The sequence below is a fragment of the Propioniciclava sp. MC1683 genome, assembly GCF_014164675.1.
Lineage (GTDB): Bacteria > Actinomycetota > Actinomycetes > Propionibacteriales > Propionibacteriaceae > Propioniciclava.
On the sequence record NZ_JACJFX010000030.1, the window covers coordinates 18,193 to 33,386 of the forward strand.

A 15,194-nucleotide genomic window follows, 5' to 3' on the forward strand; every position below is an offset into this window, starting at 1 on the left:
CCTCGGTTGGTTGAAAACCACGCCAACAGTGCAGGATGTTCACAGCGGAACTGGTCAAGGAGCTCGTCGACGACCCGTCGGTGAGCAGTAACGCAAAGGAGCACAATGACCGTCGAAACCATCCCGAACAACGCGCCTGCCAACGCGCCTGCCGACCTCGTGTCGTGGGTCGAAGAGGTCGCCGCTCTGACCAAGCCCGACGCGATCTACTGGGTGGACGGTTCCGAGGCCGAGCGTGACCGCCTCAACCAGGAACTCGTCGACTCCGGTGTGTTCATCAAGCTCAACGAGGAGAAGCGCCCCAACTCCTTCCTCGCCCGTTCGGCCCCCTCCGACGTCGCCCGTGTCGAGTCGCGCACCTACATCTGCTCCGAGAAGGAGGAGGACGCCGGCCCCACGAACAACTGGGCCGACCCGAACGAGATGCGCGAGACCCTCAACGGTCTCTTCGACGGCGCCATGCGCGGCCGCACGATGTACGTGATCCCCTTCTCGATGGGCCCCCTCGGTGGCGACATCTCCCAGCTGGGCGTCGAGATCTCCGACTCCGAGTACGTCGTCCTGAACATGCGGATCATGACCCGCATGGGCGCCGAGGCCATGGACCTCATCGCCAAGGGTGCGCCGTGGGTCAAGGCCCTGCACTCGGTCGGCTACCCGCTGGTCGACGCCGAGGGCAACAAGCGTGACGACGTCGCGTGGCCCTGCAACGACGACAAGTACATCACCCACTTCCCGGAGACCAACGAGATCATCTCCTACGGCTCCGGCTACGGCGGCAACGCGCTGCTGGGCAAGAAGTGCTTCGCCCTGCGCATCGCCTCCACGATGGCCCGCCGCGACGGCTGGATGGCCGAGCACATGCTCATCCTGAAGCTCACCCGCGAGGCCGACAACAAGGAGCTCTACCTCACCGCCGCGTTCCCGAGCGCCTGTGGCAAGACCAACCTGGCCATGCTGCAGCCGACGATCCCCGGCATCAAGGTCGAGACCGTCGGTGACGACATCGCGTGGATGCGCCCGGGCAAGGACGGCAAGCTCTACGCCATCAACCCCGAGGCCGGCTTCTTCGGCGTCGCCCCCGGCACCTCCGAGAAGACCAACCCGATCGCGCTGAAGTCGCTCGACCACGACGTCATCTTCACCAACGTCGCGCTGACCGACGACGGCGACGTGTGGTGGGAGGGCCTCACCGACGAGAAGCCCGCGCACCTGATCGACTGGAAGGGCAACGACTGGACGCCGGAGTCCGACGCTCCCGCCGCCCACCCGAACAGCCGCTTCACCGTGCGCGCCGACCAGGCCGACACGATCGCCCCGAACTGGGAGGACCCGGCCGGCGTCCCGGTCGACATCATCCTGTTCGGTGGCCGCCGCGCCTCCAACGTCCCGCTCGTGGCCGAGGCCTACGACTGGGAGCACGGCGTGTTCATCGGTGCGACGGTGTCCTCCGAGCAGACCGCTGCTGCTGAGGGTTCGGTCGGCTCGCTGCGCCGCGACCCGTTCGCCATGCTGCCCTTCTGCGGCTACAACATGGCCGACTACTGGCAGCACTGGCTGGACATGGGCAAGGTCCTCGGCGACAAGGCCCCGAAGATCTTCCAGGTCAACTGGTTCCGCAAGGACGAGAACGGCAAGTTCCTGTGGCCGGGCTTCGGCGACAACGCTCGCCCGATCGAGTGGGCCATCAAGCGCGTCCTCGGTGAGGTCGACGCTGTCGACGCCATCTCGGGTCGTCTGCCCGAGAAGGGTGACCTGAACGTCGAGGGCCTGGACATCGACCAGGAGACCCTGGACAAGATCTTCGCCCTGGACGCCCACGCGTGGGCCAAGGAGGCCGACCTGACGGAGGAGTACTTCAAGCAGTTCGGCAAGAAGCTCCCCCAGGCGCTCAAGGACCAGCTCGACGACCTGCGCGACCGGATCGACCCCGAGCACGCCGCTCGTTGATCCCCCACAGCTGATTCCCATCAGCGAAGGCCTGGCCCCCTGTGGGGCCGGGCCTTCGGCGTCCGGGCTTGTCAGGGGCGGGGATAAACCGAATGCATCCTCCAAAACCGGGGGGCCCTAGGTTGGGCGACGACATCAACGTCGACGTCAGAAAGGGTCATCCCATGAAGCTGTCCCCCGCCTCCGAGGCGATCGTCAAGGCCACCGCGGCGGTCGTGGCCGAGAACGCCGAGACCATCACCAAGACCTTCTACCCCGACATGTTCGCCGCGCACCCCGGGCTGATGCGCGTCTTCAACAAGGCCAACCAGGCGATCGGCGAGCAGCCGAAGGCGCTCGCGGCGTCCGTGGTCGCGTACGCGGTCAACCTGATCGACCCGAACGCCCCCGACTTCACCCCCGTCATGCAGCGCATCGCCCACAAGCACGTCAGCCTGGGCATCAAGGCGCAGGAGTACACCATCGTGGGCCACCACCTGATGAAGGCCGTCGGCACCGTGCTCGGGGACGCCGTCACCCCCGAGGTGGCCGCCGCCTGGGACGAGGTCTACTGGCTGTTCGGCTGCGCCCTCATCGCCGAGGAGGCCAAGCTGTACGCCCTCGGCGGCACCGACCCCGCCCAGCCGTGGCGGAAGTACCGCGTCGTGGAGAGGTTCGAGGAGAACGACGACATCTTCTCGCTGGTGCTCGCCCCCGTGCAGGGCGAGGCGCCGCGGCACGAGACCGGCCAGTACGTGGCGATCGCGGTCGACCTGCCGGGTGGCCAACGGCAGCCACGGCAGTACACCATCTCGTCCGGTCCGCGGGGTGACACGCTGCGCGTGACGATCAAGCGGGTGCGCGGCGTCGACGGCGCCCCCGACGGCCAGGTGTCGAACTGGCTCGGCGACCACGCCCAGCCCGGCACGGTCCTGGACGTCTCGCAGCCGTGCGGCGACCTCGTGCTGGACGACTCCGACGGCCCCATCGTGCTGGTGTCGGCGGGCATCGGCATCACGCCGGTCGCGGCGATCCTCGAGGACCTGTCCCGCCGCCAGCCCGAGCGCACCGTGCGCATGTTCCACGCCGACAAGGCGCACAGCACCCACGCGTTGTATGCGTCGCTGCGCCGACAGGTGCTGTCGATGACCGACGCCAGGGCGCAGAACTGGTACGAGGCGGACGCCACCAGCGCGCCCACGCTGCACCCCGCCCGCGAGGGCTTCATGGACCTCACCGACGCCGACATCCCCGCCGACTCGACGGTGTTCATGTGCGGCCCGCTGGAGTTCATGAACGCGATGCGCAAGCAGCTCATCGCCAAGGGCGTCTCCCCCGAGCGGATCCGTTACGAGGTCTTCGGCCCCGACCTGTGGGCGCAGAACCCCGACAGCGCGGCCTGATCCGGAGCCGGCGGGGGTAGGGCCAGGCAGCAGCTCAGTCGATCCGGTCGTACCCGTCCTGGTCGTCGGAGGTGAGGGTGTCGAGCACGATCGTGCGCGGTGGGGTGGTCTCGCCCTGGATGCGCTCGAGCAGCACCTTGGCGGCCTCGGTGCCGAGGTCCCGGGCGGGCAGGTGCCACACCTGGATGCCGCGCGGCTGCCACGTCACCAGCGGAAGCCCGCCGAGCGAGGTGACGCCGATCTGGCCCGACTCGAGCCCGCGCTCGAACAGCACCCGGATCACACCGGCGGCCAGCTTGTTGTTGGCCGCGAAGATCGCGTCGGGCGGCTCGGGCAGGGCGAGCAGGTCGGTCACGCCGGTCTCGCCACCGTTGACCGTGTAGGGCACGTGCCGCACGAGCTCCTCGGGTGCCGGACGCCCCGCCTCCTGGTAGGCCTGCCTCCAGCCCGCCAGGCGCAGCCGGGCGGTCTCGACGTTCTCGGGGCCGGTCACGCACGCCACCCGGTCGAAGCCGGCCTCGAACAGGCCCTCGGTCGCGAGCCGGGCGCTGCGCACGTTGTCGACGACCACGGCGTCCAGCGCGTAGCGGGGGGCACGCCGGTCGACGCACACGATCGGGACGCCCCGCTCGATCGCCAGGTCGAGCTTGGTGTCGGCGGTGGGCACGACCGCGACGATGCCGGCGACCGGCTCGGACACGACGGCCCGCAGGTACTGGGCGAAGCGCTCCTCGTCGTCGTCGGTGTTGCACAGCAGCACCGAGAAGCCGGCCTCCCGGGCGATGTCCTCCACCGCGCGGGTCATCGACGTGTAGAAGGGGTTCTCGATGTCGGGGACCATCACCGTGATGAGTTCCGACCGCTGCATCCGCAGGCGGCGCGCGTTCTTGTTGGCGACGAACTTCAGCTCGGTCGCCGCCGTGCGCACCTTCTCGGCCAGCGCGGGGGTCACGTTCGACCCGTTGAACACGCGCGAGACGGTCGCGGGCGACACCCCGGCGCGGGCGGCGACGTCGTACGTCTCGGCCCAGTACGGCGACCGGATCCCGTCGATCCTGGTCAACACGCCCGGGACGCCGGCGGCCGTGGCCACCACGTTCGACGGCTACCCGCTGGCCAAGCAGGGCAAGGCGGGCGTGGCCCTGTCCCTCTCCGCGATCGCCACGACGGTCGGCATCCTCACCTCGATGCTGGTGCTGATCTTCCTCGCCGGCCCCATCGCCTCGTTCGCGCTGCAGTTCGGGCCGTTCGAGATGTTCTCCCTGGTGGTGTTCGGCCTCACGGTGATCATCTCCATCGCGTCACGCTCGATCGCCAAGGGCATCTTCGCCGGCCTGCTGGGTCTGGCCCTGGCCGTCATCGGCACCGACCCCATCACCGGCGACGCCCGCTTCGCGTTCGGCAACAACGAGCTGATGGGCGGCCTCAACTTCATCGCCCTGATCATCGGCCTGTTCGGCATCACCGAGGTGCTCGACCAGGTCTTCACCCACCACGCGCACAAGGTCCGGCCCATCTCGTCGCTGGGCCGCTGGTGGCCCACCAAGGGCGAGCTCGCGGGTGTCGCCAAGCCGATGGCCCAGTCGAGCGTGATCGGCGCGATCGTCGGCGTCGTCCCGGCGGCCGGTGGCGACATCGCGGGTCTCGTCGGCTGGAACCGCGCCAAGTCCATCTCGAAGAAGCCCGAGCAGTTCGGCAAGGGCTCCCTGGAGGGGCTGGTGGGTGCCGACACGGCGTCCAGCTCGACGCTGGGCGGCGCGCTCACCACGACCCTGTCGCTGGGAATCCCCGGAGACTCGGTGATGGCGATCATGATCGGCTCGATGATCATCTGGGGCATCCAGCCCGGACCGAGCCTGTTCGAGCGTCGCCCCGACAACCGCGTCGTCTGCCTGCTCGTGGCCACGATCGTGCTCATCATGGTCTTCGCGACCCTGGTCTCGACCGTCATCAGCCTCATGCGCGTCAAGACCATGACCCGTCTGCTCGACCTGAAGCCGCAGTGGATCTGGGGCATCATTCTGGTCTTCTGCATCGTGGGCACCTACGCCACCACCAACAACGTCTGGACCGCGGTGCAGATGCTGGTCTTCGGCGTCGTGGGGCTCGTGCTGCGCCGCGTGGGCATGCCCGCCGGTCCCGTGGTGCTGGGCTTCCTGCTCGGCCCCCTGGCCGAGGCCAACCTGCGCCGCGCGATGCTGATCGGCTCCCCGGTCGAGCTGCTCACCCGCCCGATCTCGCTGGTGCTGCTCCTGATCGCGGCCGGCTCGCTGCTGTGGCCGGTGTGGAAGGGCTACCGGGAGTCCCGCGCGGTCAGGGCGGTCGACGGCGGCGTGAACTGACGCCATGCAGAGCCTCTGGCACGGGACGGTGACGCTGGACCCCACGGGGTCACGCCAGTCCCACGCCAGTTCCCTGCTCGTCCACGGCGACCACGTGCTGGTCGCCTGGTTCGAGGGCTCGCACGAGGGCTCGCCCGACACCCGGGTCATGCTCGCGCGGGGCTCGCTGGACGGGAGCTTCGGGGAGGCCCGGGTGGTCGCCCCCGCCCCCACCCCGCACTGGAACCCGGTCCTCGCGACGGGCCCCGACGGCCGCGTCTGGCTGTTCTTCCGACGCGGCCCCCGCATCGACACCTGGACCACATGGGTCTGCCGCTCCGACGACGCGGGCGCCACGTGGAGCGGCGCCGTCGAGCTCGTGCCCGGTGACGCCTCGGGTGGCCGGGGTCCGGTCCGGCAGGCCCCCGTCCCGTACGCGGGCGCCTGGGTCGCCCCCGGCTCCGTGGAGGTCTGGTCCGAGCCACCGGTGTGGGACAGCTTCGTCGACGTCTGGACGCCCTCGGGCACCTGGCGGCGGGTCGACCTCCCGCTCGACCACGCGGGGTTCCGCGGCGCGGGCTCCATCCAGCCCGCCCTCGTGGTGGGCGGGCGGGGCCAGCTCGTCGCCCTGACCCGCTCGACCGGGGGCGCCGTGCTGCGCAGCGAGACGAGCGACCGGTACCGCTGGCCGCCCCTGCGGCCCTGCGGCCTCCCGAACAACAACAGCGGGCTGGCGGCCGTGTCGCTCCCGAACGGACGGCTGGCCTGCGTCCACAACTCCGCCACCGAGGACTGGGGCTCCCGCGCCCGGTTGGTGGTGTCGACGTCGGGCGATGACGGCCTGACCTGGGCCTCCGGGGCCGTGCTCGAGGACCGCTCGGGCGAGGCCGGGGGCAGGCCGGCCGCGGCCGCGGCGTCCGGTGTCGTGACCACCGGGGAAGGTGAGTTCTCCTACCCCTCGGCCCGGGTGGTGGGCGACGAGTTGTGGGTGACCTACACGTGGCAGCGCCGCGGGATCGCGTTGACCCGTGTCCCGCTCGACCTGCTCGCCGGCGAGTGACAAGGTGGGCCGGAGGACGGCTCAGGAAGGATCGGCCATGGACGGGGTCTACCTCGGGGTTGATGTCGGCACGTCGAGCACGAAGGGCGTGCTGGTCGACCACGCGGGCACGGTGATCGCCCAGACCGGCCGCCAGCACCGGGTCGACAACCCGCGCCCGGGCCAGTTCAAGATGGACGGCGCCGTCTGGTGGGACGAGTTCGTCTCGATCACCGGCGAGCTCCTCCGCAGCACGGGCGCCACCGTCGCCGCGGTCGGTGTCTCGGGCATGGGCCCCTGCGTGCAGCTCACCGACGCCGACAACACCCCGACGACGAAGAGCGCCCTCTACGGCGTCGACATGCGCGCGACGGCCGAGATCGACGAGCTCGACGACGAACTCGGCGCCGAGGCCATCTTCGAGCGCACCGACACCTACCTGACCACGCAGGCGGCCGGCCCCAAGTTCCGCTGGTTCGCGCGACACGCCCCCGAGGCCTACGAGCGGTCCACCCGGTTCCACATGCCCGCCTCGCTGCTCGTGGCGCACCTCACCGGCGAGTACGTGCTCGACCGGCAGTCCGCCTCGCAGTCCACGCCGCTCTACGACGCCGCGACCCAGGAGTGGCACACCCCGTGGGCCGAGGCGGTCGCCCCCGGCATCGACCTCCCGCGCCTGGCCTGGGCCGGCGACGAGGCCGGCCGCATCACCGCACGGGCGGCGTCCGAGACGGGCCTGCCCGAGGGCATCCCGGTGACCGTTGGCACCATCGACGCGTGGGCCGAGGGGCTCTCGGTCGGCGCCACGAAGCCGGGCGACCTGATGCTCATGTACGGCACCACGATGTTCTTGGTCGGCAACACGACCCAGCGCGTGCGGCACCCCCACATGTGGGGCACCACCGGCCTCGTCGCCGGCCAGTACAACCTCGCCGGCGGCATGGCCACCTCGGGCGCGATCACCACGTGGTTGCGCGACCTCACCGGCGCCGACTACGCCACGCTCTCGGCCGAGGCCGCGGCGTCCACCCCCGGGGCCAACGGCCTGCTCATGCTGCCGTACTTCGCCGGCGAGCGGACGCCCATCCAGGACCCCGACGCCCGCGGCACCATCGTCGGGCTCACCCTCGCCCACACCCGCGGCGACCTCTACCGGGCGGCGCTGGAGGCGACGGCGTTCGGCGTCCGGCACAACGTGGAGACGTACGCCGACGCGGGCGTCCCGATCGAGCGCGTCGTCGCGGTCGGCGGCGGCACCACGGGCAGCCTGTGGCCGCAGATCGTGACCGACGTGATCGGGCGCCCGCAGGTGCTGCGCGAGAAGTCGGTGGGCGCGTCGTTCGGGGACGCCTTCCTTGCGGCCCGCCTGCTCGACGACACCCTCGACATCGACGCCTGGAACCCGGCCGCCGACACCCTCGAGCCCCGACCCGGCCCCTACGAGGAGCTGTACGCGCTGTACGGCTCGCTGCACGAGGCCTCCCGCGACACCCAGCACGCCCTGGCCGCGCGCCAGCAGTAGTCAGCAGCGGGGCAGAGGTTCAGGCGCGCGTGACCAGGATCCCGTCGGGGTCGGCCCACACGGTCGCGCCGGGCGCGAAGTCGGCTCCGCCGAAGGAGACGACCCCGCCGCGGGCTCCGACGCCGTCCTTGGCGCTCTTGCGCGGGTTGGTGCCGAGGGCCTTGACGCCGAGGTCCATCTCACCCAACGCCACCGAGTCGCGGACCGCGCCGTGGATGATCACGCCCTCCCACCCGTTGGCGACGGCGGCCGCGGCGATCATGTCGCCCATCAGGGCGGACTCGAGCGAGCCCTGCCCGTCGACGACGAGCACCTTGCCCGCACCGGGCGTGTTCAGGATCTCCTTGACGAGCTGGTTGTCCCGGTCCACCGAGAGGGTCTCGACGACGCCGGTGAAGGCCCGACGGCCCCCGAAGTCGCGGAACTGCGTGCTGCACGAGGCGAGCTCCTCGCCGTGCTGGTCGTAGATGTCGGCGGTGGCGATCACGGTGCCACTCTACGACCGCGCGGCGTACCCTTCGACCATGCGAGGCATCGTCGTCGTCGGCTCCATCAACCTGGACCTCATCCTGCCCTGCGAGCGCATCCCGCGCCCGGGCGAGACCCTGCATGCGCACGCCCGCGAGCTGGCACCCGGCGGCAAGGGCGCCAACCAGGCCGTGGCGGCGTCCCGGCTCGGCGCGCCGGTCGCGATGGTGGGCGCGGTGGGCGAGGACACCTTCGCCGAGCCGGCGCTCGCCCTGCTCGCCGACGCGGGCGTCGACCTCACCCACGTGCGCCGGGTGCCGGGCGCGACCGGCATCGCCGTGGTGTACGTCGACGACACCGGCGAGAACTCGATCCTCATCGAGGGTGGCGCGAACCGCAGCGTCGACGCGGACGCCGTGGGCGCGGCCGCCGCCCCCATCCAGGACGCCGACGTGGTCGTCCTCCAGGGCGAGATCCCGCGCGACGCGATCGAGGCCGCCGCCCGCCTCACCACCGGCCGGCTCGTGGTCAACCTCGCGCCGGTCATCGCCGTCTCCCCCGACGTGCTCCGCCGCGCCGACCCCCTGGTGGTCAACGAGCACGAGGGCAGTCTGGCGCTGCGCATGCTGGGCGAGCACGCGCACGGCGACCACGCGGTGGTGGCGGCGCTGGTCGACTCCGGCGTGCCCAGCGTCGTGATGACCCGGGGCGCGAAGGGCGCGCTGGTGGGGCGTCCGGGACGGACCACCACCGTCAGCTCACCCGAGGTCGACGTGGTCGACACCACCGGCGCCGGGGACGCCTTCGTCGGCGCCCTCGCCACCCGCCTCCTGGCCGGCGACGACCTCGCCGACGCCGCCGCGTTCGCCGCCCGCGTGGGCGCGTTCGCGTGCACGGGCCGGGGCGCGCAACCCTCCTACCCGAGGTCGACCGACGCGCTGCCCTGAGCCACCGGCCCCAGCACGTCGCTGCCGAGCCGGTGGGCCATGAGCACCACCTGGTAGGGGTTCCAGGTCGACAACGTGTACCGCAGCACGAGCTCGCCGCCGTCGGCACGCGCGTCGAAGAAGAACGGCGCGTAGGCCGCGCCCGTCATGTCGGCCTGCACCCGGAAGATGCGGTCGCCGACCGGGTCCGTGCCGTCTCCGAGTGCCTTGATGAACCGCGAGTACGGGTCGTCGAACCACATGCCGCGCGCCGCCCAGTCCAGGAGCCGGTGCCGCGGCGACCACGGGCCCCACGGCGCCTCGGCGGCGCGCAACCAGACCGACAGTCCGATCGGGTCCTCGGGGCCGGAGCAGCCCAGGAACAGGAACCGGCCGGCCTCGGGCACCCACCGCACCGACACCTCCCCCAGCGCCGACGGGTGCAGCAGCGGGCGGGCGTCGGCCTCGCGCTCGCTCCAGCGCGGTTCTCCGGACGCCGAGAGCCCGGCCCAGTACCGCACGCGCGGTCGGCCACCGGCGGCGGACTCGGGGTCGAGCACCGCCAGCCGCAGGTCGCCGGCCCGGTAGGACCCCGAGCCCCAGACGGCGAGCACCTCGCCCTCCCGGGGCAGGCCGAGCGCGGATCCGGGCAGGCGCTGCACCGACACGTTGATGAAGTACCGCTCCGAGAACGTGCGCGCGCCGGTGAACGTGACCGGACGCCGCGAGCGCGGGTCCACGCGCACCGGTCCGCGGTGCACGGCCAGGACCGAGCGGCCCATGACCTGCCCACGCCGGAAGTGGTTCGACGTGAAGAAGCCGTACAGGTCGTCGCCGACGGAGAAGGCGTCCAGCGGCACGTCGTACTCCCGCATCGTCACGCCCCACCCGCGCACACGCAGCGGCGCCCCGTGGAACGTGACCCCCGGCAGCCCGTCGATCGGCCCCGTGGGGTCGATGCGCGCGATCGCGTCGCGCGTGGTCAGCCACGGGCGGCGGTGCCAGTGGGTGTCCCCGAAGACCATCAGGTCGTCGCCCAGGTGCTCGACCCGGACGCCGAGGTCGGTCCCCAGCACCCCCGACCTCGTCGTCGAGCGGCTCAGCGTCAGCCGTCGCCCGCCCTCGCGGACCGGCTGGGTGTCGGTCTCCCCCGACACCTGCGCGAGCTTGGTCGACTCGCGCTCCTCGACCGTGAACGGGCTGGTGTCGTGCAGGCGCAGGCAGGTCACGCGCATCCACGCGCCGCCCGCCGCGTGGCGCCGGTGCTGGAGCACCGAGCCCGTCTCGTCCGTCAGCGCGTGGACCGCCCCGCGCCCGGCCGGTGCCAGCGCGACGCCGCCGACAGCGCCGGCACCCCAGGTCAGGGTGGCGTGGCGGGTGATCGTGCCGTCACGGTCGATCCGCCACGTCTCCAGCACGTCCCCGCGCGGGGCGGCCAGCAGCCAGCCCCCCGCGTCCGCGACGAGCGACCCGGACGCCGTCCCGGCCCCCAGCCCCAGCCGGCGCCAGGCGCCCCGCAGGCGCAGGCTCAGCTCGCCCCCGAGGTCGGCGACGACGGCGCCGGGCGCGACGAGCACGTCCCGGGCGCCGGGGAGGTGCTCCGTGCGGCGCCAGCCACCCTCGAACCGCCACAGGGTCGTGCCGTCGTCGTCCCCGACGGCGGCGAGCACGCCCCGGGCGTCCCGGGTGGCGGTGACGGTGCTGCCGGGCAGGGGCTCGCCCCGGCGTCCCCAGGTGTTGGGGTCGAGGGTGTGCTCACCCGACGCGGCGACGCGGGGCAGGGCCGCCTTCACGTGGTGGGCGATCCCGCCGTCCTCCGGCACGAGGGCGTGCAGCACCCCGGAGGCGACCACGAGCGCACCGGGGCCCACGGCGTCCGGGCTGACGAGGTCGAGCCGCGCCCACCCTTGGTCGGGGCGCTCCTGGGCCCGCTCGTAGTGGCGCAGGCCCGGGCCCGCGGCGTCCAGCACCAGCGCGTGCAGCAGGCCTGGCGCGAGCCAGCCGCGCAGGCCGGCGCGGCCGGGCCGGGGGGCGGCGGCGAGCGACGAGGGACCCAGCACCGGCGGGCGCGCGGGACCCGGGTCAGCAGCGGCACTCAGCACGCCCCGCACTGTACTGAGCAGACGGCGGGAAAGTAACAAAACGATAAGAAAGTACGGTGCCGATTTGGCCTCCGGGTACCCGGTGTGGTTACGGTGGAACCGAACCATGGTTGGGGATGAGTCGCGGCGCACGGTCGCTGGGCACATTCCTGCGAGCTGTGCCCGAACGATCAACCCACCAAGGAGTCAAAGAGCGTGTCCGCCATTCAAGCGAATGGCCTCTACAAGATTTTCGGACGCCGCGCCACGCGCGGCGTCGCGATGCTGGAGGCCGGGGCGAGCAGGGACGACCTGCGCAAGGACGGCCTGACTGCGGCTGTCATCGATGCCTCCTTCGAGGTGGACCCCGGCGAGATCTTCGTCGTCATGGGGCTGTCGGGTTCGGGCAAGTCGACCCTGATTCGCATGGTGAATGGCCTGTGGGAGTCGACGGCCGGCGAACTCGAAATCTACGGCGAGAAGCTGACAAAATCGTCCGACGCCATTCTCCGTCGGATTCGCCGAGAAAAGGTGTCGATGGTGTTCCAGCACTTCGCCCTGCTCCCCCACCGTACCGTCGGCGAGAACGCCGCCTACGGGCTGGAGATCAAGGGCCTGAACCGCACCGAGCGCGAGGCCCGTGCGAACGAGGCTCTCGCGATGGTCGGCCTGGAGGGCTGGGGCGGCATGCTGCCGGGGGAGCTCTCCGGGGGCATGCGCCAGCGCGTGGGGCTCGCCCGCGCCCTCGCCGCCGGCACCGACATCCTGCTCATGGACGAGGCGTTCAGCGCCCTCGACCCCCTCATCAAGCGCGACATGCAGGACCAACTCGTGGACCTGCAGCGCCGTCTGGAGAAGACCATCCTGTTCATCACCCACGACCTCAACGAGGCCATGCGCCTGGGCGATCGCATCGCCATGATGCGCGACGGGCGGATCGAGCAGATCGGCACCGCCGAGGAGATCCTGAACAACCCGGCCAACGACTACGTCGCCCAGTTCACCCAGGATGTCGACCGCACCCGCGTCCTGACCGCGGCCCAGATTGCCGAGCAGCCGGCGAGCGTGCTTGGTGCCGAGCAGGGACCGCGTGCGGCCCACCGCCTGCTCCGCGAGTCGCACAACTCCTGGCTGGTCGTGCTGCACCACGACCGGACGCCCGCAGGCGTCCTCTGGGAGGACGACGTGGCCCAGGCCGTCCGGGACGGCAGCAATGCGCTCCCTTGGTCCGACACGCACGAGATGCCCGTCGTGGCCCACGACACCCCGATCGCCGACCTGTTCACCCAGGCCGCGCAGCACCTGTCCCCGCTGATCGTCGTCGACGACGCCGGCCGGTTCCAGGGCGTGATCCCGCGTGTGACGCTGCTCACGGCCGTGGGCCGCCCCCGAGCGGACGCCCCGGCCCCGGCCCCGGCAGGAGCGGGCGGATGAACCCGACCATTCCCCACATCCCCATCGGTGACGTCGTCGACGCCGGGATCGGCTGGCTCCGCGCGAACGCGGGTGCCTTCTTCGACGGGCTCAGCGCGCTGCTCGCGATCCTGACCGACGCGCTCACCGACCTGCTGCTCGCCGTGCCGGAACCCGTGGCCATCGTGCTGTTCGCCCTGCTCGGCTGGCTCCTGCGCAGCTGGAAGATGGCGCTGGCGACCCTCGTCACCTTCCTGCTGATCTGGTCGATGAACCAGTGGACAACCTCGATGCAGACGCTGGCGCTGGTGCTGATCGCGACGGTGATCGCCGTGGTGCTCGCCATCCCGCTCGGCATCTGGGCCGCCCGCAACGACGCCGTGAGCGCAGCGCTGAAGCCGATCCTCGACTTCATGCAGACCATGCCTGCGTTCGTCTACCTGATCCCCGCGATCCTCTTCTTCGGGATCGGCGCCGCCCCCGGGCTCATCGCCACCCTGATCTTCGCGCTGCCCCCGGGCGTCCGGATGACCGAATTGGGCATCCGCGGCGTCGACCACGAGACGGTCGAGGCCGGCCACGCGTTCGGCGCCAGCGACGGCCAGATCCTGCGGGGCATCCAGCTGCCGCTCGCCGTGCCCACCATCATGGCCGGCGTCAACCAGGTCATCATGCTCGCGCTGTCGATGGCGGTCATCGCGGGCATGGTCGGGGCCGACGGCCTCGGCAAGGAGGTCGTCTCCGCCATCTCCACCCTCAACACCGCCAAGGGCGTGGAGGCCGGCCTGTCGGTCGTGTTCCTCGCCATCTACCTGGATCGCCTCACGGGCTCACTCGCACGCCCGGGCGACCAAAGGACGTCCCTGCTCGCCTGGCTGCGCTCGCGGCGACAGGCCGCGGCCCGGGCGTCCTGAACAGCCAATGCACAACACCGTCGGAAAGGAAACACCCATGAAGACCCTGCGCACCTTGAGCACGATGATCGGCGCCGGAGCGCTCGCGTTCACCCTCGCCGCCTGCGGCGGCAACGCCACCCCGGCCAACACGGCTGCCCCTGGCGGCGACGGCTCGGCACCCGCCGGCGGGGCGTCCGGCACCATCACGATGGGCTACCTGCCCGCGTGGACCGACGGCCTGAGCACCGCGTACCTCCTGGAGAACCAGCTCGAGCAGATGGGTTACACCGTCGAGCACGAGGAGCTGAGCGAGGCCGCCCCGCTGTACGTGGCGCTGAGCCGCGGTGATGTCGACATCTACCCGTCGGCGTGGCCGGAGGTGACCCACGCGTCCTACATGGAGCAGTACTCCGCCGACATCGAGGACCTCGGCGCCTACTACGACAACGCGAAGCTGACGATCGCCGTCCCGGAGTACACCGACATCGACTCGATCGAGGACCTGGCCGCCAACGCCGACCGCTTCGGCGGGCGCATCGTCGGCATCGAGCCCGGCGCCGGCCTCACGAAGGCCACCCAGGAACAGGTCATCCCGCAGTACGGCCTCGACGGCAGCTACGAGCTGGTCACCTCCTCCACCACGGCGATGCTGGCCGAGCTGAAGAAGGCCACCGACGCCCAGCAGGACATCGTCGTGACCCTGTGGCGCCCGTTCTGGGCCAACAGCTCCTTCCCCGTGAAGGACCTGGCCGACCCGAAGGGCGCGCTGGGGGAGGCCGAGGCGCTCCACTTCCTCGCCACGAAGGGCTTCGCCGAGGAGTTCCCGGAGGCGGCCGCCTACATCAGCAAGATCAAGCTGACCGACGACCAGTACGGCCAGCTCGAGGACATGGTCGTCAACGAGTACGGCGAGGGCCGCGAGGCCGAGGCCGTCCAGGCCTGGATCGACGCCAACCCGGACGTCCTCCCCGCCATCGAGGGCTGACCGCCTAGGAGCCTGCTGAACAATCCGCCCGCGTGCCGGCAGGTCTGACGGGTCGTGGGCTGGAATTGTTGGGTTGTGCAGGGTGAGTCGAGTCCGCAGCGGGATGTGTTGGACGTGGAGTCGCTGGCGGGGCATTTGTTGCCGGCTGGCAGCGTGTTCCGGTTCTTGGCCGAGCACCGGCACCGCCTGTTCCCGGACGCGTTGTTCGCCG

At 71.3% G+C, this 15,194-nt stretch carries 12 protein-coding genes; 9 read left to right on the forward strand and 3 right to left on the reverse strand.

What is annotated here, in order from left to right:
* Positions 1-105: 105 nt before the first annotated feature.
* Positions 106-1,950: a phosphoenolpyruvate carboxykinase (GTP) gene (locus H5397_RS14105; protein ID WP_182818195.1), complete on the forward strand. Its 1,845-nt coding sequence runs from the start codon at positions 106-108 to the stop codon at positions 1,948-1,950.
* Between the two features lie 164 nt (positions 1,951-2,114).
* Positions 2,115-3,332 carry a globin domain-containing protein gene (locus H5397_RS14110; protein ID WP_182818197.1) on the forward strand — a complete coding sequence of 406 codons (1,218 nt, stop codon included), beginning with the start codon at positions 2,115-2,117 and terminating at the stop codon, positions 3,330-3,332.
* A gap of 34 nt (positions 3,333-3,366) precedes the next feature.
* On the opposite strand, the gene H5397_RS14115 is transcribed toward H5397_RS14110, so the two are convergent.
* The gene (locus H5397_RS14115) at positions 3,367-4,326 is read right to left on the reverse strand and encodes a LacI family DNA-binding transcriptional regulator (RefSeq protein ID WP_220492296.1); all 960 of its coding nucleotides are present in this window, start codon (positions 4,324-4,326) and stop codon (positions 3,367-3,369) included.
* On the opposite strand from H5397_RS14115, the gene H5397_RS14120 reads away from it, so the two are divergent.
* From H5397_RS14120 to H5397_RS14130, 3 genes are read left to right on the forward strand one after another with little or no spacing between them, the layout of a single operon-like run.
* On the forward strand, positions 4,253-5,674 hold the full coding sequence (locus tag H5397_RS14120; RefSeq protein ID WP_309224377.1) for a tripartite tricarboxylate transporter permease: 1,422 nt from the start codon (positions 4,253-4,255) through the stop codon (positions 5,672-5,674). The two genes, H5397_RS14115 and H5397_RS14120, sit on opposite strands and share 74 nt — an antisense overlap.
* Before the next feature lie 4 nt (positions 5,675-5,678).
* The gene (locus H5397_RS14125) at positions 5,679-6,713 is read left to right on the forward strand and encodes a sialidase family protein (protein WP_182818200.1); all 1,035 of its coding nucleotides are present in this window, start codon (positions 5,679-5,681) and stop codon (positions 6,711-6,713) included.
* Positions 6,714-6,750: 37 nt separating this feature from the next.
* Positions 6,751-8,214 (forward strand): FGGY-family carbohydrate kinase, encoded by a 1,464-nt coding sequence (locus H5397_RS14130; RefSeq protein WP_182818202.1) that lies wholly within the window; start codon positions 6,751-6,753, stop codon positions 8,212-8,214.
* 19 nt (positions 8,215-8,233) lie between these two features.
* On the opposite strand, the gene rraA is transcribed toward H5397_RS14130, so the two are convergent.
* Complete coding sequence (gene rraA, locus H5397_RS14135) at positions 8,234-8,701, reverse strand: ribonuclease E activity regulator RraA (protein WP_182818203.1); 468 nt, start codon at positions 8,699-8,701, stop codon at positions 8,234-8,236.
* A 37-nt stretch (positions 8,702-8,738) separates the two neighbouring features.
* On the opposite strand from rraA, the gene H5397_RS14140 reads away from it, so the two are divergent.
* On the forward strand, positions 8,739-9,629 hold the full coding sequence (locus H5397_RS14140) for a ribokinase (RefSeq protein WP_182818204.1): 891 nt from the start codon (positions 8,739-8,741) through the stop codon (positions 9,627-9,629).
* Here H5397_RS14140 and H5397_RS14145 read toward each other — a convergent pair.
* Positions 9,599-11,710 (reverse strand): DUF4185 domain-containing protein, encoded by a 2,112-nt coding sequence (locus tag H5397_RS14145; RefSeq protein ID WP_182818206.1) that lies wholly within the window; start codon positions 11,708-11,710, stop codon positions 9,599-9,601. The genes H5397_RS14140 and H5397_RS14145 overlap by 31 nt on opposite strands.
* A 195-nt stretch (positions 11,711-11,905) precedes the next feature.
* Between H5397_RS14145 and H5397_RS14150 the strand changes: the two genes are divergently transcribed.
* From H5397_RS14150 to H5397_RS14160, 3 genes are read left to right on the forward strand one after another with little or no spacing between them, the layout of a single operon-like run.
* Positions 11,906-13,123, forward strand: coding sequence for a glycine betaine/L-proline ABC transporter ATP-binding protein (locus H5397_RS14150; protein WP_182818207.1), 1,218 nt, complete (start codon positions 11,906-11,908; stop codon positions 13,121-13,123).
* Positions 13,120-14,016, forward strand: a complete 897-nt coding sequence (locus H5397_RS14155; RefSeq protein ID WP_131167573.1) for a proline/glycine betaine ABC transporter permease — start codon at positions 13,120-13,122, stop codon at positions 14,014-14,016. Before H5397_RS14150 ends, H5397_RS14155 begins: the two co-directional genes overlap by 4 nt.
* A gap of 37 nt (positions 14,017-14,053) precedes the next feature.
* Positions 14,054-14,983, forward strand: a complete 930-nt coding sequence (locus H5397_RS14160; RefSeq protein WP_220492298.1) for a glycine betaine ABC transporter substrate-binding protein — start codon at positions 14,054-14,056, stop codon at positions 14,981-14,983.
* Positions 14,984-15,194 lie beyond the last annotated feature (211 nt).